This window comes from Paenibacillus sp. ALE2, assembly GCF_054113385.1.
Genome location: NZ_CM134213.1, coordinates 4,579,098 through 4,603,017, shown reverse-complemented (window position 1 = coordinate 4,603,017; position 23,920 = coordinate 4,579,098). Strand labels below are relative to the sequence as shown.

The following is a 23,920-nucleotide window of genomic DNA, read 5'->3' as shown; positions in this document are numbered from 1 at the left end:
TGTCCCTCCATAAGGTCATATTTTTTTATATGAGCATTGTTTTTACTAGAATATACCATTACTCTGGAAAAGTATATATATAATTCCACAGAAATTGTAAAAATAAATCGATAAACTCTTAATAATATGCATCCTGCTCCTTATCAACGTGATACACACAGTTTTATCTTACAAGGGGACTATCAGGGTTATGGTATGAAAGATAGATTATTCGCCTGTACTTTCGTACAATTGACTTTGATTTAGAAGTTGATCCATACTTCAAATGAACGGTTGATTAAAAAACATTGGAGGGATCTTTCATGCGTTTGGGAGGAAAAGTTGCGGTCGTTACAGGCTCAGCATCAGGAATGGGGAAAGCGATTGCAGAATTATTTGCAAAAGAAGGGGCAAGTGTTGTTCTTTCAGACCTGAACATTGAAGGAGCAGAAGCGGTTGCAGCAGGAATTAAATCAGCTGGAGGAAACGCCATCGCAATAAAAACCAATGTTGCTGATTTGAATGATATACATGCTTTGATCGATACAGCTGTTAATGAATTCGGAACTCTCGACATTTTGGTTAACAATGCGGGCGTTATGGATAACATGGCGCCAGTAGGGGATGTGGACGACGAGACATGGGATTTGATATTCGATATTAATACAAAAAGCGTTATGTGTGCGATTCGCAAAGTCATCCCGATCTTCCTGGATAAAGGAAATGGAGTAATTATAAATACGGCATCTACGGGTGGCTTCAGTGGTGCGCATGCAGGCGCTGCCTATACCGCCTCAAAGCATGCGGTAGTCGGTATTACGAAAAACACGGGATTTATGTATGCTCAAAAAGGCATCCGATGCAATGCCATTGCGCCAGGTGCAACAGCTACCAACATTACTTCAACGATTCATAACTTGAATGAGTTTGGCGCATCTCGAACGAAGGTCACGCAAGGCGTAATTCCTCGTGTAGGGCAGGCTGAAGAAATCGCGAAAATAGCCCTTTTCTTGGCTTCAGACGAGTCGAGCTTTGTGAATGGAGCAGTTATTGCTGCTGATGCGGGTTGGACGGCAGGATTCTAATCAGAGTTGTGGCCCGGTTCTACTGTTGACAACAAGCTAACAAACATGAGAATTACAAATCCCCCTGACCAAAGTTTCGTGGCAGGGGGATTGTTTAATGTAAGTTCTAGTTCACATACTTCTCTATGGTGCTTCGGACTGCTCCGGGACCTGATAGCATTTCATGAAACATGGCTTCAATCTTGTCGCCCAGACCAATCTCATATAATCGGACGCCGAACAGTTTTTCATCCTCAAGGAGGTTGCGAACCCCAGAGGTCTGATCGCCTAGCTTCGTATTCTGCAAATACCCCTGCAATGTATCCAGTAACGGGTCCGGACTGAGTGTGAAGGGTGCTCCTTGATCATCCACCTCCAGCAAATAGCGACACCAGATCGCAATGGTCAAGGGAATAGCAGTCAGGTCGGTGGGATCAAGCCCTGCTGTGCTAACATACGACTTTATGGTTTCGCCAAAACGGATGCTCATCTTTTGAGAAGTATCTGTTGCAATCCGCTGTGGCGTATCTGGAATATAGGGATTGGCGAAGCGTTCCTGCAATACCTCGTTAATGAACGCTTGGGGTTGGATAATTCCGGGATCAACCACAACAGGCAAGCCTTCCTTGTAGCTGATGGTTTCCACTAGACGACGCAAGGTGCGGTCCTTCATTTCATCTGCAATGAGCTGATACCCAAGCAGACACCCGGAGAGGGCCAGCGCTGTATGTAGCGGATTGAGACAGGTCGTGACTTTCATCTTCTCCACTTTGTCTACCGTATCCCGATTTGTGAAGATGATGCCAGCTTCCTCCAGTGCAGGTCTCCCGTTTGTAAACTTGTCTTCAATGACCAAATACTCGCTAACCTCAGCATTGACAAAGGGAGCCGTATACGTATGCCTGGAGGTAACGACAATCTCCATGTCGGCTAACCCCAGCTCTCGAAGAGCAGATTGTACCTGTAAGGAAGGGCGGGGGGTGATTTTATCAATCATAGTCAGCGGGAAGGTTATTTTTTCCTCATTCTGCAGATAGTCTGCAAATCCTTTCTCTACCAGGCCTCTGCACGTCCACTCCTTGGCGATAGCAATCATACTATCCTTTAACAGATCGCCGTTATGGGAGCAATTATCCATGCTTACCAAGGTCATTGGATGCTGTCCCTTTAAATAACGCCGATAGGCAAGCGAAGTAGCTATGCTCATCACATGCACCGGCTGTTCAGGACCATTCACTAAATCCCTCTCCACAACAGTCAGATACTTACCGTCGGGCCCGGTGAGGCCGTATCCTTTTTCCGTGACAGTGAAGCTGGCCATTTGCAGAGTCGGATTTTCAAATACTTCAAGCAGACGGAGATAGTCGTCCGGACGATTCTGCTCCGTTGCAAGGCTCTCAACGATGCTTGCGACCACACTTTTGTGAAATTTACCGTCTGCACTCATTAACACCAGTAAGGTTAGATTGTCGTAAGGCTTGTAGGCTTTGTCAATCATTTCAAAATCAAAGGTTTCGGCCGCAATTATACCTGTATCCGCTTTCAAACTATTCAGCAGTTGTTGCTGTACATTGGCTACGAACCCCCGAAAAATATTGCCTGCTCCGAAATGCACCCATTGCGGTCTAACTCGGGTGTTATGGGCTACAAGCTCCAGATCATACTTCGGTAGTTCAATGCCTGCTGCTTCCCAGGCCGCCTTGTCTGAAAGGCTTTTCCGGTCAAGCTGGAGCATCTATTTCACTCCCTTGCTTTGAGCAAGACTATCCCAGACACCTAGCAAGTACATAACTCCCAGCGCACGGTCATACAAACCGTAGCCTGGCCGACAATTTTTTTCTTCTCCCCATAGATGTCTACCGTGATCTGGGCGCACATATCCCTGATAGCCTTTTTCGTGATAAGCTCTAACCACTTCCGGTATTTCGACGCTTCCGTCTTTCCCACGATGTGACACTTCAATAAAGTCGCCATTCTCAAACACCTTGACATTACGAATATGCGCAAAATGAATACGATCATGGAACTCCCGAATCATAGCTGGCAAATTATTCTCAGGGTTAGTCCCCAGTGAGCCTGTGCAGAAGGTTAGACCATTATATGGACTGTTCACTGCATCCAGGATGCGCCGGATGGTCTCACGACTTCGGACAATTCTCGGCAGCCCGAAGATGGGCCATGCCGGATCATCAGGATGAATGGCCATCTTGATGTCAACCTCCTCGCAAACCGGGATGATGCGCTCAAGAAAATACTTCAGGTTGTCAAACAGCTTGTCTTCGGTGACATCCGCGTAAGCAGCAAACAGTTCATCCAGTCTCGCCAACCGCTCCGGTTCCCAGCCTGGCATCGTGAACTTCCCGGCTCCCTCGAGAATCCGATTCACCATTTGGCGGGGATTATCGGTAATGGCAGCCTTTTCATAAAAGAGGGCGTTGGATCCGTCAGGCAGCTCTTTATAAAGCTCCGTTCTGGTCCAGTCAAAGACAGGCATAAAGTTATAGCAAATCACCTTGACTCCTAATTTGGCCAATTTGCGAATGGTATCAATATAAATGTCAATATATTGATCGCGGGATGGCAGGCCGATTTTGATATCATCGTGGACATTTACACTCTCTACGACTGCCGTACTAAAGCCCTTGCTTGTAATCTGATCAGCTACCTCCTGAATTCGCTCCATTTCCCATATTTCACCGGCTATCTTATCATGTAAAGACCAAACAATGCCCATAACTCCTGGAATTTGCCGGATATGATCCAGTGTAATATTGTCATTGCCTTCCCCATACCATCTCCAGGTCATGTTCATAACGATACCCTCCCTGATTGATTTTTTGATCTTGTATACAAGATTGACTTGATCATAAAATGCAAAGTTTATCCTTGTCAATGACAATTTTTGAGGAGTCTATCACATCAAAATGCTTTATAATAAGACTAGATTTATAAAGTGAAGGCAGGAATGTTATGTTTACAAAGGAAGAAATCAAGCAGCTTTTGAAAAATGATATTTTGTCGTTGACCTTAAAGCCTGGGACTCTGCTCAGCGAGACGACCTTGTCAGAACGCTTCCAGTTGTCCAGAACTCCGCTGCGCGATGTGTTGAAACAGCTTGCGCTGGAGTCTTATATTGATATTTATCCCAAGAAGGGGAACATTGTCTCTTATATTGATCTGGAGTCCGTAGAACAAATGAGCTACTTGAGAAGCGCAGTGGAAAAAGAGATTATGAAGGAGCTTTCTACGCAATTTGCATTAAGCGATATACAGAAGCTGAGCGAAATTTTGGACAGGCAGAGGGCTGTCATTGATGACGATCATGCTACGGATCAATTTCTCATTTTGGACGATCAGTTCCACCATACTATGTTCCAATTGGTGGGCCGAGAATTTCTTTGGCAGCTGATTCAGCAATCAAATGTTCACTATATCAGATATCGCAAGCTCCATATGCTGGAAGCAGGGAAGCTGATGGAAATCTGGCATGAACACCAAACTATGCTTGAATATATGTTGAATCAGGATACAAGCAAAATGGATGATCTGGTTCACCATCATCTCCGAAAGGATATACATTCTCTCGAATTCCTCCGGCAGTTCGCTGACTATATCAAGAAATAATGCTGGTCTGTGTTATTCATTTTTTTGCTCGTGAGTCTAGTTGTTTGCCGTCAAGCGGTGGATGGAATTGAAGGATTTTCATAGAGGTTCGATATCTTGTATACAAGACAAGTGTAATCCTGCTTGAATATACGCATAGGAGAATGTGATAAATTAAAGCATGACCAATTGAGCAATGCTTCCTTCGACTTATTATTTATGTAAACGGATTCAGTTGAAACTATAGTAGAGCGTTGTTGACACACTAAGCCCCTTGCCACTTCGTAATTGTAAATAGAAGGGCAAGGGATGGAAAGTGAAGATTCTATACCCCCGAATAGGCCATAAAACCACCATCTATAGGAATGACTGCACCGGTCACAAAACCGGAAGCGGTTTCATCTGCCAGCCAAAGCAGCGTTCCGAGGAGGTCTTCAGGCTCACCGAAACGGCGCATAGGGGTGTGGGCAATAATCTTGGCCGAACGCTCGGTAAGCGAGCCGTCCTCGTTGGTGAGCAATTGTCGGTTCTGCTCTGTCAGGAAAAATCCGGGGGCAATGGCATTCACCCGAATGCCAGATTCGGCTAGATGTACGGCCAGCCACTGGGTGAAGTTGTTGATGGCGGCTTTGGCAGCGCTGTAAGCGGGAACCTTGGTCATTGGGCTGGGAGCGCTCATGGAGGATATGTTAAGGACCACAGCGCCAGGTCGTCCGATCATGCCTTTGGAAAAAACCTGTGTTGGGATTAAAGTCCCGATAAAATTTAAATCAAGCACATTGCGGAAGCCAGGTACACTGAGATCAAAAAAGGTAGTGATTCCAGACTGGTTCAGATCTTCAGGATGAAATGTCTCCAAACTCGTATTCGCACTGGGGTGGTTGCCGCCTGCTCCATTGATCAGAATATCGCACGGACCGAGCAGACGACGGACCGTCTCCTCAGCCTGCTTCACGCTTTCAACATCGGTCACATCGCAGGCAACAGCGATGGATTCTCCACCACTCTCACAAATTTCCTTGGCTATCAATTCGCCCTTATCAGCAGTACGGTTCAAAATAGCGACCTTGGTACCCTGGCGGGCAAGTTCCTTGGCCATGGAGCTGCACAACACGCCGGAGCCGCCGGTTACCACAACTGTTTTTCCAGACAAAGCCGGATGCAGGGGAAGACTAGTCAATTTACATTCCTCTTTTCGTTGGAAGATAAGCCCGCATTACGCTTATACGCGTTCCACAAGCTGTCATGAATTTTAGCCTAAAACTATAACAGATGATCTTATCTAGCTTTCTTTCTAAATTCCCTAGGTGTCATAAATACCGTTTGTTTAAAGATCTTACAAAAATACATGGACGAGTTGAAGCCACATTCGTTACCAATCTCGAGTATCGTTAAGTTTGTATTGATCAGCAAGTTGCAAGCATGTTGAATCTTAATGTTATTTAAATATTGAATAACCGTAAGTCCCGTGGCTTCTTTAAAACGATGACACAAATAATATTTGGACATGTAAAACGACTTTGCAATATCTTCGATTTTGGTGATTTTGTTATAGTTTTGGTTGATGTACGACAGAATAGGTCCAAAGTTAGCGTACTTGGAAGACTGCTGCTCCACTGTTTGGGAATCCTTATTATTATTTAATAGAGATAACAGTTCAGCTAAAAGTATAAAAATACGGTCACTCTCACCCGAGACGTTTTCTTTCTCCAGGGACTTTAATAGTCTTTTCACTTTCGCAAATACTTCTTCTTTCAAAGAGATAATTTCTGTATCAAAGCAGCCTAATAAAGATTTTATTGCCCGTTCCGTAAAATATAATCGCAAGAAACGCTCCGTAAAATAGACACATGTTCTGGCACAACCTTGATTTTGGTAGCTTTTATGGAACAGATTTGGTTTAAACAGTGCAACATCATGCAGCTTAATGTCATAGATGGAGTCCTGGATCAAAATCTGATGATACCCTTTTTCTAGAAAATAAAGTTCATATGCATCGTGATAATGAAAATTGGTCATGTTGTGGTCTGCATCATGGACGACATACTCGATTGAAAATAGGGGGTGCGTATGACTTACATCAGCAACCATTGCTCAACCTCCATCCTATAGCAATATAATATAATAAATCGATAATTCGGCAACATATTAAAAGATTATTGCTTGGTATTCAGGTATAGTTTAGCTACCAGATTTTCTTCCGAATGGAGCACATGAGGAGGTTAGACACTTGAAATCACACCAAGGAACCCAGAATGAATTTGAACTGTTGAAAAGAAATCACGAGGTGCCTGTTTTTGTTTCCGAAACGGAAAACAGCGCGGTGCATCTTGCTTTTTGCAATCTTATGCGAGATATTGATTGGGTTTGCGGTTGTAAGCTAGTGCGAGCAAAAGAAATGGACCAAAGCAGCATCGTGATCGGCACGATCACAGACAATGAGCCGTTACTCGCTTATCTGCAAGATAAAGGGGTATCGCTGAAAAAACTGATGCTGGAGGATGGCTCGTATCGGTGGGAAGCGTTTCTTCAGGAAGTCATTGACGGTGTGTTATATATCATAGGAACCGACAGGCGCGGTACCATCTTCGGAATCTATGACCTGTGCGAGGCGATGGGTGTGTCTCCGTGGTATTACTGGGCGGACGTACCGGTGAAAACCTGCGATGTATTTTGTTTGCCTTTGGACCTCTCCAAAGCAGATTGGCCAGCGGTTCAGTACCGGGGAATTTTCCTGAATGATGAGGAAGAGCTTGATGACTGGACCAAGATTCATACTCAAGATGGCACAATCGGACCTGACGCGTATCAATCTATTTTTGAACTTTTACTTCGTCTGAAAGCCAATTTCATTTGGCCTGCCATGCATGTGAATTATTTTAATGAGAATCCCAAAAATGGAGCACTCGCGGAAAGAATGGGGATTGTAGTAGGCACGTCGCATTGCGATATGTTGCTTCGCAGCAACCAGAATGAATGGGGGCCATGGCTCGCAGCCAAGGGTTATGACGACGTCTCATACGATTATTCCATCGAAGGTCGAAATCGCGAAATTCTACAGGAATATTGGCGGGAAAGTGTCGAGAAGAATAAAAATTACGAGGTGTGTTATACAGTTGGTATGCGTGGAATCCATGATTCCGGATTTCATACGCAGTCCATTGATGAGGATAATTCCATGTCTAAGGAAGAACGGGCAAAAGCCAAGAGTTCTCTCTTAGGAAAGGTTATACAGGATCAAAAGCGAATTCTCAAGGACGTGATCGGCGAGTCAAAAGAAAATGCTTCATTACAGACATTTATCCCGTACAAAGAAGTATTAGAGCTATATGACCGAGGTCTTGATCTACCTGAAGGTGTGACCCTCATTTGGGCAAACGACAATTTTGGGCATATGCGCCGATATCCGAATGAGAAGGAGCGTCAACGCAGTGGAGGCAACGGTTTGTATTATCACAATTCTTACTGGGCAGCTCCAGGAACGGCGATGAGTTATCTTTTTATCAATTCAATTCCATTGGCCCATACAGGGAATGAATTGAAAAAATCGTATGAATCGGGAATCCGGAAATTGTGGATTCTGAATGTTGGCGGGTTGAAGCCCCTTGAACAGGATATGGAATTCTTTTTGCGATCTGGCTGGGAAGCCGGCAAAGAAGAAGGAATGACCAAGAATGCATCTCAATTCGTCGAATCTTGGATAAACGCCAATTTTTCCGGCAACCACGGATCTGAAGCTGCGGAAATATACGAAACATTTGCACAGGTCACTAACGTACGAAAGATCGAACATATGCAATCCAATGTATTTTCACAAACTGTATTAGGTGATGAAGCAGGGCGTAGATTAATGCGGTTGGAGGATGTTTTTCGTCGAGGCAATGCCATAATGTACAGCCTTCCGGTGCAGGAGCGGGTTGCATTTTTCCAGATGTTTCTCATGAAAATTCACGCATCGTATTATACCAACCATGAGTTTTATTTAGCCGACAGAAGCACGCTTTCTTATGAGCGCGGAAACATGCAGGCTGCTGACCTATATGTGGAGCTTTCGGTAAAAATGGCGGACTACAAGCGAAGAATGCTTCATTTCTATAACGCAAAAATGAGTGAAGGCAAGTGGAACGGAATCCTGACACCGGAAAGTTTTCCACCACCGCCTACCGCCTTGTATCCTGCGCGAAAGCCCGCATTGAAAATTGCTCAAGGTGGCATGAGAATCAACCTTTGGAATGAAGAACCAACGCTGCGCTTTTCCATCCATGGTCAGAAACAAAAATGGTTCGAGATTGGAAACCAGGGGAACGGAACCATTCCATTCACGATTGAGGTAATGGAAGACGCAGATTGGATCATTCTTTCCGAAAGTGAAGGATCGATCCAAACGGAGAAAAGAATTCTTGTCTCGGTCATCGATCCGTATAAGCATGCGGGAAAGACTGCGCAACTGACCGTCCGAAACCATAAAGATATGACATCTGTTCCAATAAAGGTGCAAGTTGAGAAAGGTGTAAATGTTCCTGAAACGTTTTACGGACATATAGAGGCAGACGGGTATGTGTCTATCCCAGCAGCCTCCTACGATCATAATGTTCCCGGTGTAGATTCGACCGATAAGTCCGGTTGGGTGGCCATACCGGGGATGGCAAGGTATGAGGGAGCCGCGATGATGGCCTGGAGCGGTGAACTACGACCGCTTGCAAGAGAGCTTAAGAATCATCCATATTTAGGATACGATATTTTTTTGAAAGAGGCTGGACAGTTTACCTTAGAGATTCATCGTTTTCTTACTTTAAATTCGACAGGCAATATTCGTTTCGGTATTGGAGTCGATGATACAGCACCCATTCTGGTAGAATCAGAGACTCGTGACGAGTGGTTGGGGGCTTGGCAGGAAGCCGTCTTTAATAACGGTGAGAAAATGAGAGTGGAGCTGCCCTACCTGGCTTCCGGTATACATGTCTTAAAAATTTATATGGTAGATCCTTATGTCACTATCAACAAGTTCGTGATATATACGAAAGAGCAAAAAACGAGCAATTTAGGACCGATTTCCAGTGAGCATCATCATAGGCTGGTTACCGATCATGGACTGGAAAGTTCTACTGTGAATTGGAATGAAGTCGAACAATTATGTAATCAATTTTACGAAACGGGAGAGCATGAAGTACCTCTTCCCGTCGTCCTTTATGCCACAAGAGATTTTTACGCCACCATCGATGAAATCTTCTTGAAATGTTTTGATGTTCCGCAGACCACGTTAGGGGATAAACGCTATGCAAACATTTGTGATGCTGATGGTACAAAGGATGTTATAAAAGAATTTGGTGCGGGTATGTTTATCGAATCGAACGGCATCGTTGCGATCGAAGCCGAATATGCGTTGGAAAACTCTGAAAATGCATATCTCACGTCCAGTAAAGACGGTACTGCTATTCATTGGAGCCACTTACAGGCAGAAACCAATGGAAGGACAGGTTTCGCCATGCATGTCTCTGAGCCTGGAAGGCAGTGGGATAACCCGGATATTGCTCCAGCGATGCATTACAAAATAAACATCACGAATTCAGGTCTTTACCATATTTGGATTTTGGTTCGACATCATAACGACCAATCCGATTCATGCTACTTATCGCTGGACGGCGTAGTAAGACCGTTATCCGAACAACTGGGCAAGGGCACACTGCATACGTATAACACCGCTAAAGTGTACTATTGGTGTTTACTGTCGGATTTGGAATTGCCCAGTGGTGTTCACCTGTTTTCGATCTTAGCTCGAAAGTCACAACTCAGAGTCGACCGGATATATATGACACAAGGGAGCGAATTACCGCCTGTGGATGCTCTCTGGACGGATTCGATAAGAAAACAGTCCTAAGCTAAAGCAGCGTCTCCATGCTGAAAGAGCGGAATCTAGATACATGTTGAGATTCCGCTCTTTTTTTGATAAATAGTAAAAGAAACAATTCATTCCTGAAGATTCTTTAGTATAAGTTTCAAGTGTTCTCTAGCTGATTGATTCAATGGTTGTAAGGGCAAAGGAAGACTGGGGCTTGAGATTAAGCCACTTATTTCTGCTGCTGCTGAAACAACACGAAGGCTACCATACTGATGAAATAACGTCCAAATAGGTTCAAGTAGTGTCGAGAGTCGTTCTGCTTCGTCAGCAAAACCGTCCTGGGCCAATCGGGTTATTTTTAGACATGCCTTTGGAAACAAACCAGCGAGAACGGAGTACCATGCTTCACAACCTGCATTCAAGCCGGTGACTGCAAATGAATCTCCACTTACTCCTATAGTTACATGGGGAGGAATCGACTCTCGTAGTTTTTTGATGCGTGTCTTGGCTGCTTCGGGATCAGTAGGTACTCCGGGAATCTTAATAGAACCAACATGAGGTAACTCAGCAATTCGGCCGTGCAATTCGTCACTGAAATGAAAATGGGAGGTACCTGGATTATCATAGACACAAAGTGGAATGGAGAGTGAACGGGTTACCTGTTCATAGAGTGAAAATACTTCTTCATTCGTTAGTGCTTGATAGGAGATAGGGGCTAGCAGCACTGCACTTGCTCCTGCTCTTTGTGCATCTTCCGCTAATCGAAGTACTTCTAAGGTACGAATCGCACTTATACTTGTCATCACGGGAATCCCGTCTGCTGAGTGGACAGCAAGTTGAAGAACCCGGAAACGTTCTTCTCGATTAAGATATGCATAATTTCCAGTTGAACCCAATGCCCCAATTGAGTCTACACCAGCTGCAACTAATCGTTGAATCAGTGCTACAAATGCTTTTTCGTCAATGCCTGTCTCATTCACCGGGGTGAGTGGAAAAGCAGATAATCCGTGGAACATAAAGTTACACTCCTTTATGAATTGACCTTCAAAATACAAACACATTATAAAAATGAATTAGACACAATTAAAGTACCAATTAAGAGACAAATAACTGTACCAATTCTTCTAGAGAAACTTAAAACTGAAAACAAAGATTCTGTATTGAAATTAATATAATGATATTATGCCTTCAGATCAGGTCAGTTGAATAAGAAAGATAAAAAGCATTCTACATTGAATGCTTTTTATCTTTATCATGATTTGGTGATGTACCAGAGTGTGTTAATATGCGGTCTAATACTTTTCCAGTGAGGGGCATGAAATAATTGAGTATTACCCCCCCTAAACAAACAGTTAACAAAGTTCCAATGCCAATGGGTCCATTTAAAATGAATGCTATGATCAAGAAGATGAGGTAAATGAATGTTCTCGAAAAAAATAGATTTTTTCCAGTTAATTCTTGTATGATTATGGTTAATCGGTCAACTGGAATGGGTGCAAAGTTTGTCTGTAAATAGGTTGCAGTTCCTAATCCCACAACAACTAAACCAATTCCAAAACAAACAGCTTTGCTGTACCATAGTTCAGGTGTTATTAAATCCTGCAATAAAAAAAGCCACATATCAATACCAATCCCCGTTGTAAATGCTGTTAACAACCCCAAAACTTCTGGTCTTTGTCTTTTTAAAAGTGAATTACAACAGATCAAGATTAAAGCCATTATGATTTCCCAACTTCCTACAGTAAGCCCCACATTTGTGGATAGTCCTACCAATAGTGCATCAAAAGGTGATGTCCCAAGGTCTGATTGTATAGTGAAAGAAATACCAAGGGATAATATAAAAATTCCTATTACAAAAAAAACATATTTCACTTTACTCGACCTCTTTATTATAATTTCAAGTTGCAAATGCAACAAAATTAGGGTAGATTAAATATATACTATGTTTATTGCATTTGCAACAAAATAGGGGCAAAGGAGTTCATTATGAAGGAAGTACTTCGTGAAATTGGAATGATAGCAAGGGCATTAGATTCTATCAGTAATATTGAATTCAAAGAATATGACCTTACAAAAGGACAGTATTTATACCTTGTACGAATATGTGAAAACCCAGGAATTATTCAAGAAAAGTTAGCTGAGATGATAAAAGTAGATCGAACAACAGCATCTCGCGCTATCCAAAAACTTGTAATTAATGGTTTTATTGAAAAGAAAGAGGATCAGCATAACAAAAAAATTAATAAACTCTTTCCAACAGAAAAAGGAAACAGTGTTTATCCTTTCATAAAAAGAGAACATGATTATTCGGACCAAGTTGCATTAGCGGGATTTTCGGAAAGTGAAGTAAACACTATTTTTACTCTTCTTCAAAGAGTAAGAAAAAATATAAGTGATGAATGGGAATTCGTGAAAAAAGGGAACAAAAGAAATTATTAATTGATTTATATGAAGGAGCGATATAGTTATAATGAATGTGAAAATGATCAAATGCAGCCGTGAAGATATACAAATACTCCAAGAAATAAGCATTGAAACATTCAACGATACTTTTAAAGATCAAAATTCACCTGAAAATATGCAAGCCTATCTGGAAAGAGCATTTAACTTGAAACAGCTGGATAAGGAATTGGCTAATGTCTCTTCAGAAATCTTTTTCATCTATTTCAATGAAGAGCTTGCCGGATATTTGAAGATCAATATAAATGATGCCCAATCCGAAAAAATGGGTGATGAGTCACTCGAAGTGGAGAGGATTTATATTAAAAACAAATTTCAAAAACATGGGCTGGGTAAGCATCTGTTAAATAAAGCTATCGAAATTGCACTGGGACATCATAAAAAGAAGGTTTGGCTCGGTGTATGGGAAAAAAATGAAAATGCCATTGCTTTTTATGAGAAAATGGGGTTTGTTCAAACGGGTGCACACTCTTTTTATATGGGGGATGAAGAACAGATTGATTTCATAATGACCAAAACATTAATACTATAATTGAATTTAAAAAGATTTTCTAGGGTTCCGCGATGTCATATCGGCTGGTCCAAGAGAAAACTCACAGTCGTTGTACTGTGTCACGGAGGGATAAGAGCCTGGGAGAAAAACTGCTGTATGCAGTATGATCTCAGGCTTTTTTTCATTGCTGCTTTAGTTCCGCACTACATTTACAGCGTTATCAAAAACTGGTATTGGAGCTTTGGTCGGGGCCATACTGGATATGATCCTTTATGGTGAATCACGTAATACCACGAGAATTTTATTCATTGCGATAGTACTCAGTTCAGCGGTTGGACTGAAGCAGGTAAGCTGAATAATGATGGGATTTGAAGAAAAACTCCCTATACTGCGAAAGCAGCGAGGGAGCTTGCTAATTTAAATATTTAATTCAAAGAGCTGGAAGTTACAGCTTCATCTGACCAACCTCCAGCCTGCCCAGCTCAATGATCCCGTTGCTAAGACCATGATGTCCTTCGTCATTGGGGTAAAGTGACAGACTTGATTTGAGCTGCGGTATTTCCGTAAATATCCTTCGCCAGCACGAGAATATGCAGTGTATCGGCTTGGGAGGCGCCACCCTGCTTGAATTTAGTAGTTGGGAGCGCTGCTGACCAATTAGCTTTATCTTCTGTAATAGCGACACGCATGCCATTGACATAAACTTTGAGCTGCGCGATTTCGCTTTGATCTGTGACTGAACCTTCCAAAGCGAGAACATCGTCTTTGACCGAAGCATTCAACTTAAGTGCAGGGGCTCCTGTTTCCTTGCGTTTAGAGGGTGGAAGAGCAGTTTGCGGGTTATAGGAAAAGGTTTCATCCTCAAGCGCTGGCGTGCGTGTTGCAATAGGACGGTTTTTGGTTGCCTGCTCATAGGAATAAGCGTATCGAAGCAGGTCATTATCGCTATATGCAGCACCTGCCATCGTCAGATTGACGGGCATACCCGTATCCTTCATTGCGCCCATACTCACAGACACACTTGGGATCCCGTACTCGCGTAGAAGGAAATTCGTATTGGAGAAATAGTTGCCATTCTCCCAAGCCTCCTCATAAGACGTTTCATTCACATCGGAATCAGCCTTGCCAATATTCGAATTGGCCGGGAAAGCAATAAAATCAAGGTTGTTTTGCTTCATCCAATTTTCAAAATCTATCTTTCGTACATTTTCCAGCCCCCGCAGCCCTTCATGAAACTGAGGAATTTGTTCGAAAGGGGTGACGCCTTTCTTTATGGTTTCAATGAATACGTCATAGTGACCAAGGTCTCTGCCACGTTTGGCATCTACCGAACCGGGCGGATTCGGGAAGACAGTTGCAGGGTCGATATTAGCCCATGACGGGAAATTCGGATCGCCCACACTTTTAAGGAATTCCTCAGCTGCATAAGGATTAAGCAGCCCGAATTCCTTTTCACTCCATTTTGCCGGCATCAAACCACGTTCTTCAGGTGTTTTCGCTGTTGGTCGGTCCTTCTCGCTGTTCACTTGCAAAGGGAAGTCAACTTCCACAACTTCAGCTCCAAGAGCTGTTAAATCCTTTACAGCTTTTTCCCATAATGCTTGTATTGAAGGTCTGAATTTAATCGGAGTTGTGGTTTCATGGTCCTTACCGATATAGATTTTCGGAACACCGATTCGTTTGCCTTTCAAAGCTTGAGTATCTCGCAGCTCTAGATAGGAATTGGGACGAACACTGTTGACAGAAGGGAGGCGAACGGCTTTCTGTTCTCGCCAGAAATCACCTTTTGTGATTTTATCCTCTACAACAATCACGTCAAGCAAGCGGAGCATGTCCTCGACAGTCCTCGTATGTGGGACCACGACATCCCGTATAGGAAAAAGCGGCCAATTCCCCCGAATGGAGATTAAGCCCCGCGATGGCGTGTAGGCAATTAAACCATTGTTAGATGCTGGTGATCTTCCAGAAGATACTGTTTCTTCCCCCATACCAAAGGCAGCAAGGTTGGCGGCTGTTGACACGCCAGATCCGTTAGAGGAGCCAGAGTACCAGGCTGCAGCCAAATAATTTGGATTGTACGGACTTTCAGCACGGCCATAAACGCCTCTCTGCATTCCTCCTGCTGCCATTGGCGGCATGTTGGTTTTACCAATTAGCACTCCACCGGATTTGCGTATCTTCTCTACAGTAAAGGCATCATCTTTTGCCATCAGGTTTTTAAAAGCCGGAGATCCAGAAGCAACAGTGAGTCCTTTAACCTTGTAACTGTCTTTAACTGTGTAGGGGATGCCTTGCAGAGGCCCGGTATTAATACCCTGTGCCCTTAGCTGATCAGCCTGAGCAGCTTCTTTTAGCACATTGGGATTTAGAACAGGGATTGAATTCAGCCGAATGCCACTAGAATCATAGGCGTATACCCGGTTGAGGTACATGGCTGTGAGCTCGACACTCGACAGTGCTCCTGACTTCATCGCGTCCTGCATCTGAGCAATCGTAGCCTCTTGCAATTGAAATGTAACCAGGGAGGAGGTAGATTCACTAGTTTTACTTGGGGATGAGAGTGAGGGTGAAGGAGCGGCGGATGCAAGCGAGCATCCCGTGAGAGTTACAATCATCCCAGCCGCGATCCATTTGCAATAGCTACCGATTACATTCCTTGTATTCGCTTTTACCATTCGTGCGCGCATAGCATTTTCACTCCTTAAAATAGGATAGATAGAAATAGGGATTTGAATAGAGGGGAATGAGGAAAGGGTTCCTTTTTTTATATAAATCTTTCTAATTATACTACTTATTTTCATCCGAAATGTCAATTTTTGTAATGTTGAGGGTGAGGAAGAACGGTAACGATACAAGTTTTGATTTTTGTTCTCAGCTACTCTCTTTTTCTTTCAGCATCTTTCAGAGTATTGAAGGTGAACATACTATAATCTTTTTGGCATACAGGAGTAAAAATCTAGCAGCGGCCTGATTACCGATAATAAAATTCCCATATACTGCATAAAACAGGTTTGGACAGCAAATAGTATGGGCAGGAGGTGTAGATGATGCCCAGTAATGAAGACCCCTTGATCTCCATGAATTTAGCAAACAACTTGAAGGAAATCAGGTCCCGGCTTGGAAACAGCCCTGATATTATTATTCGTAAATTTGAGCTGGTAACTTCACATATAGAGGTGGCTGCTGTATATCTCAACGGTTTAAATGATAAAAACATCGTCGATGAGTTTATTACGCACATTATGGCCTTTGACACTCCCAACTGGGGAGGTCCGGAAGTCAAATCGGTAAGCGGAATTTATCAATTTATGAAAGACAAAGCCTTGAGTATCGGTGAAGAAAAAGTACTTAATGACTGGAAGGAGCTTTTTGAAGCCATTTTATCTGGAAATACGATAATTCTAGTGGATGGAATGGCCAAAGCTATTAGCGGGAACACCAGCGGGGGCGAGGTCAGAGCGGTCACAGAGGCTTCTACCCAGGTAGCCATCCGCGGTTCCAAAGAAAGTTTTACGGAATCCATTGGGACAAATCTCTCCCTGGTCCGCCGGAGAATAAAAAACGTCAATCTATGGATTGAAACGATGAAAATCGGTGCTGTTACACAAACCGATGTGGCTATCATGTACATAAACGGCATCGCAAAAGAATCGACGATACAGAACCTAAAGCAAAAGTTACAGGGTATCCATATCGATTCCATTCTGGAATCAGGGTACATAGAGCAGCTAATTGAAGAAAACAAATATTCACCTTTTCCAACACTCTATAATACCGAGCGTCCGGACAGTGTAGCAGGTAATCTGCTGGAGGGGCGAATTGCCATTTTTGTTGATGGAACGCCCTTCGTGCTGATTGCGCCTACTACCTTTTTTATGTTTTTTCATGCAGTTGAAGATTACTACCAGCGATATGATATCTCATCCTTGATCCGGTTATTGAGATTTATGTGTCTGGCGATTTCTTTGTTAGGCCCCGGTCTGTTTGTGGCAGCTCTGAACTTTCATCAGGAAATGATCCCGACCCCGCTGTTGATTAATCTGGCCTCCCAGAGAGAAAATGTACCCTTCCCTACTTTTATTGAGATACTCCTGCTTGAAGTGACGTTTGAGATTATCCGTGAAGCTGGCGTTCGAATGCCAAGCCCAATTGGACAGACAGTATCGATTATCGGAGGGTTGGTAATTGGGCAGGCAGCGGTGCAGGCAGGCATTGTTACTCCAGCCATAGTCATCGCTGTCTCTCTCACGGGTATTTCCAGTCTTGCCACCCCGGCGTTCAATATGGCTCTTTCGGTGCGAATTCTTCGATTCGTCATTATGTTCATAGCGGCATTTATGGGGCTCTACGGCGTGTGTGTATTTAGCTTTATAATGATTGCGCATATGTGTAGTCTAAGCTCCTTGGGGGTTCCATATATGTCTCCTATGGGTCCGTTTATAGCCCAGAATCAGCATGATGCCTTCTTCCGATTACCCTTCCAATTCATGAAGACCCGACCGCGCTTAATCAGTCAGAAAAAGCACAATAAACGTATTAGGTAAAGAGGGGGGCAAGCCGAATGAAGGATAAAGGGCTGCTGCGAATCATACTTTGTATCCTTATAATTATGCTGCTGACAAGTTGCTGGAACAGACGGGAACTAAATGAACTGGCGATCGTAACCGGCATTGGAATCGATAAAGCCCCAGATAAAGAGGAATATGAGGTCACTTTTCAAATTGTGAATCCTTCGTCGACGGCCACAAGTACGGGCGCAAATACAGGACAATCTACCACTACGGTCTATTCTACGACGGACAGGACTTTATTTGGCGCATTTCGCAAAACATCAAAAAAGACAGCAAGACAGTTGTTTTTTGCCCACACGCAGCTTGTTGTTATCGGGGAAGCGTTCGCCAGAAGTGGAATAAATGAGATTTTTGATGTGTTTGAAAGGTCTCACGAGCTTAGGTTGAACTCTACTGTTCTGGTTTCAAGAGGTGTTGATGCTAATGCTGTTCTGAAAATCCTGCTACCTATAGAGAGTCTGCCTGCGATAGGCATGGTCAAGAAAGCTAAAAACACGGCGAAAATATGGGGAGAAAACAAGAATATCAATATTTTTGAATTAATTAATGAAATCACTGGGGAAGGAGAAGTGGCTATTAGTGGCATCCGAATTATCGGAGACAGGGAAGAAGGCAAGAAGAAAGCAAGTTTGGAACAGACGGAAGTGAAGGCTATTCTCTCAATAAATGGGCTTGGAGTGTTCAAAAAAGGGAAACTAACAGCGTGGCTGGAAGGCTCCGAGGCCAAGGGTACATTATGGGTTCAGAACAAGATAGATCAAACCATAGTCAACATTGATACAGAAAATATGGAAGCATCGGTCGCAGTCCATATAAATTATTCCAAAACGGATATAAACGTGGAGCTTCAGGAGGGGATACCCGTTTTTCATGTTCACATTCAAGAGGAAGGAAAAGTGAACGAAACACGGGGATTTGTAGACTTCAGTAGTGCGGATGAGATCATGAAGTTGGAAGAGCAATTGGCCAAGCATACGAAAGAAGAAGTAATCCAGTCCATACAAGCAGCTCAGCGGTTAAAAAGTGACATTTTTGGTTTTGGCAATGAACTGAAACGTCTCCGTCCGAAGGAGTGGGAAGCAGTAAAAGAGCAGTGGGACTCCTTGTTTGCCCAAGGCAAGCTGGACATTCGTGTAGAGGCTTATATCCGAGGGACAGGAATGAGGTTAAAGCCGTACATGAATAAGGACCAATTTAACTAAAAGGAAGCGGAGCAGAAGTGATGAAAAAAGAAGTTATTGGTACAAATCAATTGTTTGCCATGATTATTTTATTTGAATTAGGAACGGCCATTGTGATTCCCATCGGGCTTGAAACTGGACATACTATATGGTTATCGATCCTTCTAGCTTTGCCTGGGGGAGTGCTTTTGTATCTGATATTTCATGATTTGTACTGTCAATATCCTAATCTGATCATCAGCGGATATACCCAAAAAATCCTGGGTAAAACTATTGGGTGGCCATTGAGTTTTCTGTACATTCCTGTTTTAGTGTTTAATGGGTCCAGAATCTTGCGCGAATCCGGTGACCTGCTGATCGCTGCTTCCTATGACCAAACGCCGGTATTCATAATCAATGCCATTATGGTCATTGCTGTCATATATATTCTGAATAAGGGGATTGAAGTGTTTTTTAGAACGTCGGAAATTTATCTGATAGTTATTTTTTTCATGGGTTTCATATGTTTTTTTGTCGTGATTGCTGCGGGGCTGGTTGATTTTAAAAATCTGTTTCCGCTGCATGCTGTGGATTGGAAGCAGGCTCTTAGGTCGGCTTTTCCCAATATTTTAACTTTCCCTTTTGGCGAGCTGATCTGCATGACTACAATTTTCCCTCATCTGCAAAAATCTTGTCAGTCCCGAAAAACAGGGATTGCGGCTATCGTATTAAGCGGCATCCTACTTTGTTCTACACATGCTATCGAAATTTCAGTACTTGGAAAAAATATATATGAGAGAAGTACCTTTCCCATGTACACAACGATAACACTGGTTAACCTGGCAAATTTTATCCAGCGGTTGGATGCTCTTGTTATTTTAACTTTAATTATAGGAGTATTCTTTAAAATGACCCTCTATTGTTACGCCGTCATAGCTGTGACTGCGGACTTATTCAAAGTACAAGATACCCGAAGACTGGCCATTCCTGTTGGTGTTGTTGTTCTGTTTGGATCGCTTATCAGTGCGGAGAATTATCCAAGGCATTTGGAAGAGGGAGCATTCTTTTTGCGCTATATCCTGTCTGTTCTATTCACGGCCATTCCCATTATGTTGTTCGTTGTCCACCGGGTACGCAAAAGATTAGGGCTATTGCGATAAGCGATAAGCGTTGAGCTTAGTTATTTCCGCAGACTCCTTTTCCGTACAGCTGCTGTAATGACATTAACAAAAGGAAGAAATAGAAAAAACACCATGACAATTACCTCTGGTATGGCTGTGTTGGCGAAGGCCGCCCGGATAGAGTGAAATGCTTCAAATAGGCTCATTCCTGACAGTAAATCGATTAAGATGGTCATCGACAATGCTAACAAAGCCAAGATGAAATATAAAATTACAATTTTCATGGTTATTAAGTCTCCTTGGTGTGGAACTGAAATTACTACAGTTCTGAAATAGGGAAGCTAATGCTATTATCTCCACCAATACATACCCGTAGTCAGGTATTGAGCGTTCTTGGTCTTTATCTAAAATGCCTTCTTCATTCGTAATAAAACAATGGTTGATGTTCTCTCGCTTGTATTCATCAAAATGGTATGGACCGTCATTGTTGCACACCAGGACAATGTTCTCCTTGACCAAAGAATAATGAATGCATTTTTCCGGATGTATTTCCGGGTAGACCATCAAAGCCACATCTACACGTCCAATAATTAAGTCAACCTGGTTTTGTTCACATGTACCGTTGGTAAGGATGAATTTGACATGAGGATATTTTAAAGAGAACTCCCTAATAATCGGACTTAATCTAGAAATCGTTAAAGACTCTGGTGCAGCCACCCTTATAACGCCTTTAACCTCCTGGTTGCTTCGTATATTTCTAATCTGGTCATGAGTAGCCAGTAGATCTTCTGCTAGAGGTATTAATTCTCTCCCTAATGGGCTGAGCTTCAGATGCCTTCTCTCGTAAGTGAAAAGCTCCCCGCCAATCTCTTGGCGTGAACAGGAAGCATGGCTAAACCGTTCCCCACAGTTTATTGAACAGGTGGACGGCTTCGACATACACTTTGTGCACGTTTGAGGTGAAGGGACATCCGAGCGACCACTGTTGCTGACTCATGGGTGGCCAGGATCATTCGTAGAGATGTTAGAACTAATACCTTATCCTAAATTGTTTGCCGAGCATCTAAATCGTTTTTTTCATTCATTAAGCATCTGATAGTCTCTATCCTTGTGAGGGTTATGAACAACCAGTACAATTGGTTACTGTCTTCACAAAGTTGCCCTCTACCCTAGTCTTCGAAATAACCACAATGAACTGGAAATAAAAATGAAGAAAATTGATGAGCATGTACCATTTAAGAAGTCGCCTAATTGGCGGCTTTTTTGTGTTAACAACCTTTTGTCTTTCAAATCCTTCAGCTAACAGTTCAAAAGAACTATTTTTTAAGATATTACTATTATCAAACATCGAAGTACCGATAAACATAATAGCGCAGAAAAAACAGGTATATATACCAACTCAAAGGAGAATTACATAAAGGAGGGATCGAGAAAAAATAGCAGAGGATTTATTTTAAATACACTAATATAAGGAGAATGTAAATTGTTGAAAAAAACACTATTAGTATCAATTATTTTTTGCCTAGTAATAAGTGCATTTGGATTCACTGAGAAAACATTGCCGAAAGCTGCAGCGTCCACTGGATTTGATCATCCTGGTCTATTACATACGAAAGCAGATTTTGACCGAATGAAGCAGATGATTCATGAAGGCAGACAACCCTATTTGGATGGTTGGAATCAATTGCTGTCCAGCCCACTTTCACAGGCTGGATGGAAACCACGCGCTACTTCTATCATTATCCGGGGAGGAAATGAGCAAAATGTAGCTCTGTTGTATAATGATATAGCTCGTGCTTACCAGAATGCACTTCGTTGGAAAATTACAGGGGACACCGCAAATGGAGATACAGCTCGTGATATTTTGAATGCCTGGTCTTCTAATCTTAAAACGATCTCCGGCAATGCTGATCGCTACTTAGCAGCGGGAATTTATGGGTATGAATTGGCTAATGCAGCAGAACTTATGAGAGATTATCCGGGGTTTAATGTGGAACAAATGCAGAACATGCTTCTTACTGTATTTTACAAACCATTGAACGAGAGATTCCTTATTGGCAATGAATACGGCAATAGTCATAATGATTCATATATACAGAATTACTGGGCGAACTGGGATCTAAGTAATATGGCTGCCACCATTGCAATCGGAATATTCTGTGACCGCCAGGATATTTATGATATCGGTGTTGAATATTTTAAAAATGGTGCAGGAAATGGGTCCATTTATAATGCCATCCCATTCCTTCATCCTGATGGTCTTGCCCAATGGCAAGAGTCTGGAAGGGACCAAGCGCATACTCAATTAGGCGTTGGTTTAATGGCAACAATTGCTGAAATGGCATGGAATCAGGGAGATGATCTTTATGGATGGGCGGACAATCGTTTCCTGCGTGCTGCTGAATATGTTGCCAAATACAACAATGGCGAGGATGTACCCTTTGCAACTTATGAATGGGGATCAGGAAGAAACGGTGCGGTAAATATTCAATCTGGAATATCGCCTGACAAACGTAGCGAAATGCGTCCCATCTGGGCGATGATCTACAACCATTATGTCAATCGGAAAGGTCTGTCTGCACCCAATATTGCTGCCCGAATGGTTTTGGAAGGTACCGAAGGTGGTCCGAATTTGAAGTATCCATCAACGTTTGACCAACTTGGTTTCGGAACTCTTCTCTATACTCGGCCGGCCGGCAGCGGAGATCCGGCAAGCATTCCTGATGGAAATGTTTCTGATGGTACTTATCGTTTCATTGTGCGTTTGGATGGCAAGGCCATGGAAACCGATAATACGATAGAAGGTGCAAGTGTAATTAAATCAACCTATACAGGTGAAGCAAATCAGCAATGGAGTGTTACGCATCTAGGTGGCGGTCAATACAGTATCAAGAATGTGGAAAGTGGACGTTCACTCGAGGTAACAAATGGCTCTCTTGATCATGGCGCTAAATTCCAACTGGCTGCTAGTACTGACCAAGATCAACAAAAATTTGCTTTTATCTCTACAGGAGATGGTTACTATCGCATCACTCCTGTCATTTCCAATAAGCCAGCTGATGTCACAGGCCTATCCACTGCAGAGGGAGTTCCTATCCAGCAATGGCGGTATACATCGAATTATAATCAACAATGGAGGCTTGAATCTGTTGAATAGCACTGATCAATAATTTGCCTAAAAGCATCATTCTAACATCGTTTAATCAATCGGTTGAATCTCATTCAGCATTTTCTTAGTCAAGCCACAATATTGGGAAAAGATGTACGGTCAAAAACTGGTGTCGATATTCCGTTCGGCGCCAGTTTTTCTATAATTGAAAGAGAACAATTCCTGCTTACCCTATTCAAAACGCGATGACCCGGGACATTCGTCAGGCGGCTGCAAAAGCGAACAGCCCCGAGTATATGTCACTTTGGGCGGGACAGGGTCTTCGGTTAGCCAACGACCAACCTGCTGCTTCAATTGTAAAACAAACCATTGATCAAGCCGGTATTCTTGTCCAAAGATTTTCTATCACTGGAGTAGTCGATAATAAATAGGAGAAATTATTGCTGCGAAAATCGCAGCTTTTTTTATTTGTAGCAATTGTGAATAATTTATCCTTCTCCAACCATTCCATATTTTCCCGA

At 42.9% G+C, this 23,920-nt stretch carries 17 protein-coding genes, 2 pseudogenes and 1 riboswitch; of the genes and pseudogenes, 11 read left to right on the top strand and 8 right to left on the bottom strand.

Translation table 11 applies throughout. The features are described 5' to 3' along the window. Positions 1–302 precede the first annotated feature (302 nt). Positions 303–1,064, top strand: coding sequence for an SDR family oxidoreductase (locus ACXHJ1_RS19815; RefSeq protein ID WP_457905100.1), 762 nt, complete (start codon positions 303–305; stop codon positions 1,062–1,064). 106 nt (positions 1,065–1,170) lie between these two features. Here ACXHJ1_RS19815 and ACXHJ1_RS19810 read toward each other — a convergent pair whose 3' ends face one another. Together ACXHJ1_RS19810 and uxuA are read right to left on the bottom strand one after the other, a co-directional pair. Next, complete coding sequence (locus tag ACXHJ1_RS19810; RefSeq protein WP_457905099.1) at positions 1,171–2,778, bottom strand: mannitol dehydrogenase family protein; 1,608 nt, start codon at positions 2,776–2,778, stop codon at positions 1,171–1,173. Next, entirely contained in the window at positions 2,779–3,855 is a 1,077-nt protein-coding gene (gene uxuA, locus ACXHJ1_RS19805; protein ID WP_457905098.1) for a mannonate dehydratase, read from the bottom strand. 158 nt (positions 3,856–4,013) lie between these two features. Between uxuA and ACXHJ1_RS19800 the strand changes: the two genes are divergently transcribed. Further along, entirely contained in the window at positions 4,014–4,667 is a 654-nt protein-coding gene (locus ACXHJ1_RS19800) for a GntR family transcriptional regulator (RefSeq protein WP_103042417.1), read from the top strand. Positions 4,668–4,971: 304 nt separating this feature from the next. On the opposite strand, the gene ACXHJ1_RS19795 is transcribed toward ACXHJ1_RS19800, so the two are convergent. Together ACXHJ1_RS19795 and ACXHJ1_RS19790 are read right to left on the bottom strand one after the other, a co-directional pair. Beyond that, positions 4,972–5,826, bottom strand: coding sequence for an SDR family oxidoreductase (locus ACXHJ1_RS19795; RefSeq protein ID WP_017426900.1), 855 nt, complete (start codon positions 5,824–5,826; stop codon positions 4,972–4,974). A gap of 98 nt (positions 5,827–5,924) precedes the next feature. Beyond that, complete coding sequence (locus tag ACXHJ1_RS19790; protein ID WP_045245274.1) at positions 5,925–6,737, bottom strand: AraC family transcriptional regulator; 813 nt, start codon at positions 6,735–6,737, stop codon at positions 5,925–5,927. A gap of 139 nt (positions 6,738–6,876) precedes the next feature. On the opposite strand from ACXHJ1_RS19790, the gene ACXHJ1_RS19785 reads away from it, so the two are divergent. Further along, positions 6,877–10,524 (top strand): glycosyl hydrolase 115 family protein, encoded by a 3,648-nt coding sequence (locus ACXHJ1_RS19785; protein ID WP_457905097.1) that lies wholly within the window; start codon positions 6,877–6,879, stop codon positions 10,522–10,524. A gap of 89 nt (positions 10,525–10,613) precedes the next feature. On the opposite strand, the gene ACXHJ1_RS19780 is transcribed toward ACXHJ1_RS19785, so the two are convergent. Together ACXHJ1_RS19780 and ACXHJ1_RS19775 are read right to left on the bottom strand one after the other, a co-directional pair. Beyond that, positions 10,614–11,501, bottom strand: a complete 888-nt coding sequence (locus ACXHJ1_RS19780) for a dihydrodipicolinate synthase family protein (protein WP_457905096.1) — start codon at positions 11,499–11,501, stop codon at positions 10,614–10,616. A gap of 211 nt (positions 11,502–11,712) precedes the next feature. Continuing rightward, on the bottom strand, positions 11,713–12,357 hold the full coding sequence (locus ACXHJ1_RS19775; protein WP_457905095.1) for a YczE/YyaS/YitT family protein: 645 nt from the start codon (positions 12,355–12,357) through the stop codon (positions 11,713–11,715). Between the two features lie 114 nt (positions 12,358–12,471). On the opposite strand from ACXHJ1_RS19775, the gene ACXHJ1_RS19770 reads away from it, so the two are divergent. The 3 genes and pseudogenes from ACXHJ1_RS19770 to ACXHJ1_RS19760 form a co-directional block, all read left to right on the top strand. After that, positions 12,472–12,924, top strand: coding sequence for a MarR family winged helix-turn-helix transcriptional regulator (locus ACXHJ1_RS19770; RefSeq protein ID WP_017426905.1), 453 nt, complete (start codon positions 12,472–12,474; stop codon positions 12,922–12,924). Positions 12,925–12,955: 31 nt separating this feature from the next. Then, positions 12,956–13,477, top strand: a complete 522-nt coding sequence (locus ACXHJ1_RS19765; protein WP_151256045.1) for a GNAT family N-acetyltransferase — start codon at positions 12,956–12,958, stop codon at positions 13,475–13,477. A gap of 8 nt (positions 13,478–13,485) precedes the next feature. Then, positions 13,486–13,584, top strand: a riboswitch (guanidine-I (ykkC/yxkD leader). Positions 13,585–13,664: 80 nt separating this feature from the next. After that, a pseudogene (locus ACXHJ1_RS19760) lies at positions 13,665–13,793 on the top strand (QacE family quaternary ammonium compound efflux SMR transporter); the annotation flags it as partial. 163 nt (positions 13,794–13,956) lie between these two features. Here ACXHJ1_RS19760 and ACXHJ1_RS19755 read toward each other — a convergent pair. After that, positions 13,957–16,125, bottom strand: a complete 2,169-nt coding sequence (locus ACXHJ1_RS19755) for an amidase (protein WP_103042420.1) — start codon at positions 16,123–16,125, stop codon at positions 13,957–13,959. 357 nt (positions 16,126–16,482) lie between these two features. Here ACXHJ1_RS19755 and ACXHJ1_RS19750 point away from each other — a divergent pair, with 357 nt between their 5' ends. From ACXHJ1_RS19750 to ACXHJ1_RS19740, 3 genes are read left to right on the top strand one after another with little or no spacing between them, the layout of a single operon-like run. Next, complete coding sequence (locus ACXHJ1_RS19750; RefSeq protein ID WP_225164881.1) at positions 16,483–17,982, top strand: spore germination protein; 1,500 nt, start codon at positions 16,483–16,485, stop codon at positions 17,980–17,982. 17 nt (positions 17,983–17,999) lie between these two features. Then, positions 18,000–19,211 (top strand): Ger(x)C family spore germination protein, encoded by a 1,212-nt coding sequence (locus tag ACXHJ1_RS19745; protein ID WP_017426908.1) that lies wholly within the window; start codon positions 18,000–18,002, stop codon positions 19,209–19,211. Between the two features lie 20 nt (positions 19,212–19,231). Then, complete coding sequence (locus tag ACXHJ1_RS19740; RefSeq protein WP_457906190.1) at positions 19,232–20,329, top strand: GerAB/ArcD/ProY family transporter; 1,098 nt, start codon at positions 19,232–19,234, stop codon at positions 20,327–20,329. A gap of 153 nt (positions 20,330–20,482) precedes the next feature. Here the strand turns inward: ACXHJ1_RS19740 and ACXHJ1_RS19735 are convergent, their stop codons facing one another. Beyond that, a complete protein-coding gene (locus ACXHJ1_RS19735) occupies positions 20,483–21,205 on the bottom strand; it encodes a LysR family transcriptional regulator (RefSeq protein ID WP_457906189.1) in 723 nt (240 codons plus the stop codon). A gap of 568 nt (positions 21,206–21,773) precedes the next feature. Here ACXHJ1_RS19735 and ACXHJ1_RS19730 point away from each other — a divergent pair. Further along, positions 21,774–23,447 carry an RICIN domain-containing protein gene (locus tag ACXHJ1_RS19730; RefSeq protein WP_457905094.1) on the top strand — a complete coding sequence of 558 codons (1,674 nt, stop codon included), beginning with the start codon at positions 21,774–21,776 and terminating at the stop codon, positions 23,445–23,447. A 167-nt stretch (positions 23,448–23,614) separates the two neighbouring features. After that, a pseudogene (locus ACXHJ1_RS19725) lies at positions 23,615–23,830 on the top strand (nitronate monooxygenase); the annotation flags it as partial. Positions 23,831–23,920: the final 90 nt, after the last annotated feature.

Excerpts from the sequence above, each read along its gene's own strand:
- ACXHJ1_RS19815 (WP_457905100.1), top strand. The coding sequence starts at position 303 with ATGCGTTTGGGAGGAAAAGTTGCGGTCGTTACAGGCTCAGCATCAGGA.
- ACXHJ1_RS19810 (WP_457905099.1), bottom strand. The coding sequence starts at position 2,778 with ATGCTCCAGCTTGACCGGAAAAGCCTTTCAGACAAGGCGGCCTGGGAA.
- uxuA (WP_457905098.1), bottom strand. The coding sequence starts at position 3,855 with ATGAACATGACCTGGAGATGGTATGGGGAAGGCAATGACAATATTACA.
- ACXHJ1_RS19800 (WP_103042417.1), top strand. The coding sequence starts at position 4,014 with ATGTTTACAAAGGAAGAAATCAAGCAGCTTTTGAAAAATGATATTTTG.
- ACXHJ1_RS19790 (WP_045245274.1), bottom strand. The coding sequence starts at position 6,737 with ATGGTTGCTGATGTAAGTCATACGCACCCCCTATTTTCAATCGAGTAT.
- ACXHJ1_RS19780 (WP_457905096.1), bottom strand. The coding sequence starts at position 11,501 with ATGTTCCACGGATTATCTGCTTTTCCACTCACCCCGGTGAATGAGACA.
- ACXHJ1_RS19770 (WP_017426905.1), top strand. The coding sequence starts at position 12,472 with ATGAAGGAAGTACTTCGTGAAATTGGAATGATAGCAAGGGCATTAGAT.
- ACXHJ1_RS19765 (WP_151256045.1), top strand. The coding sequence starts at position 12,956 with ATGAATGTGAAAATGATCAAATGCAGCCGTGAAGATATACAAATACTC.
- ACXHJ1_RS19755 (WP_103042420.1), bottom strand. The coding sequence starts at position 16,125 with ATGCGCGCACGAATGGTAAAAGCGAATACAAGGAATGTAATCGGTAGC.
- ACXHJ1_RS19750 (WP_225164881.1), top strand. The coding sequence starts at position 16,483 with ATGATGCCCAGTAATGAAGACCCCTTGATCTCCATGAATTTAGCAAAC.
- ACXHJ1_RS19745 (WP_017426908.1), top strand. The coding sequence starts at position 18,000 with ATGAAGGATAAAGGGCTGCTGCGAATCATACTTTGTATCCTTATAATT.
- ACXHJ1_RS19740 (WP_457906190.1), top strand. The coding sequence starts at position 19,232 with ATGAAAAAAGAAGTTATTGGTACAAATCAATTGTTTGCCATGATTATT.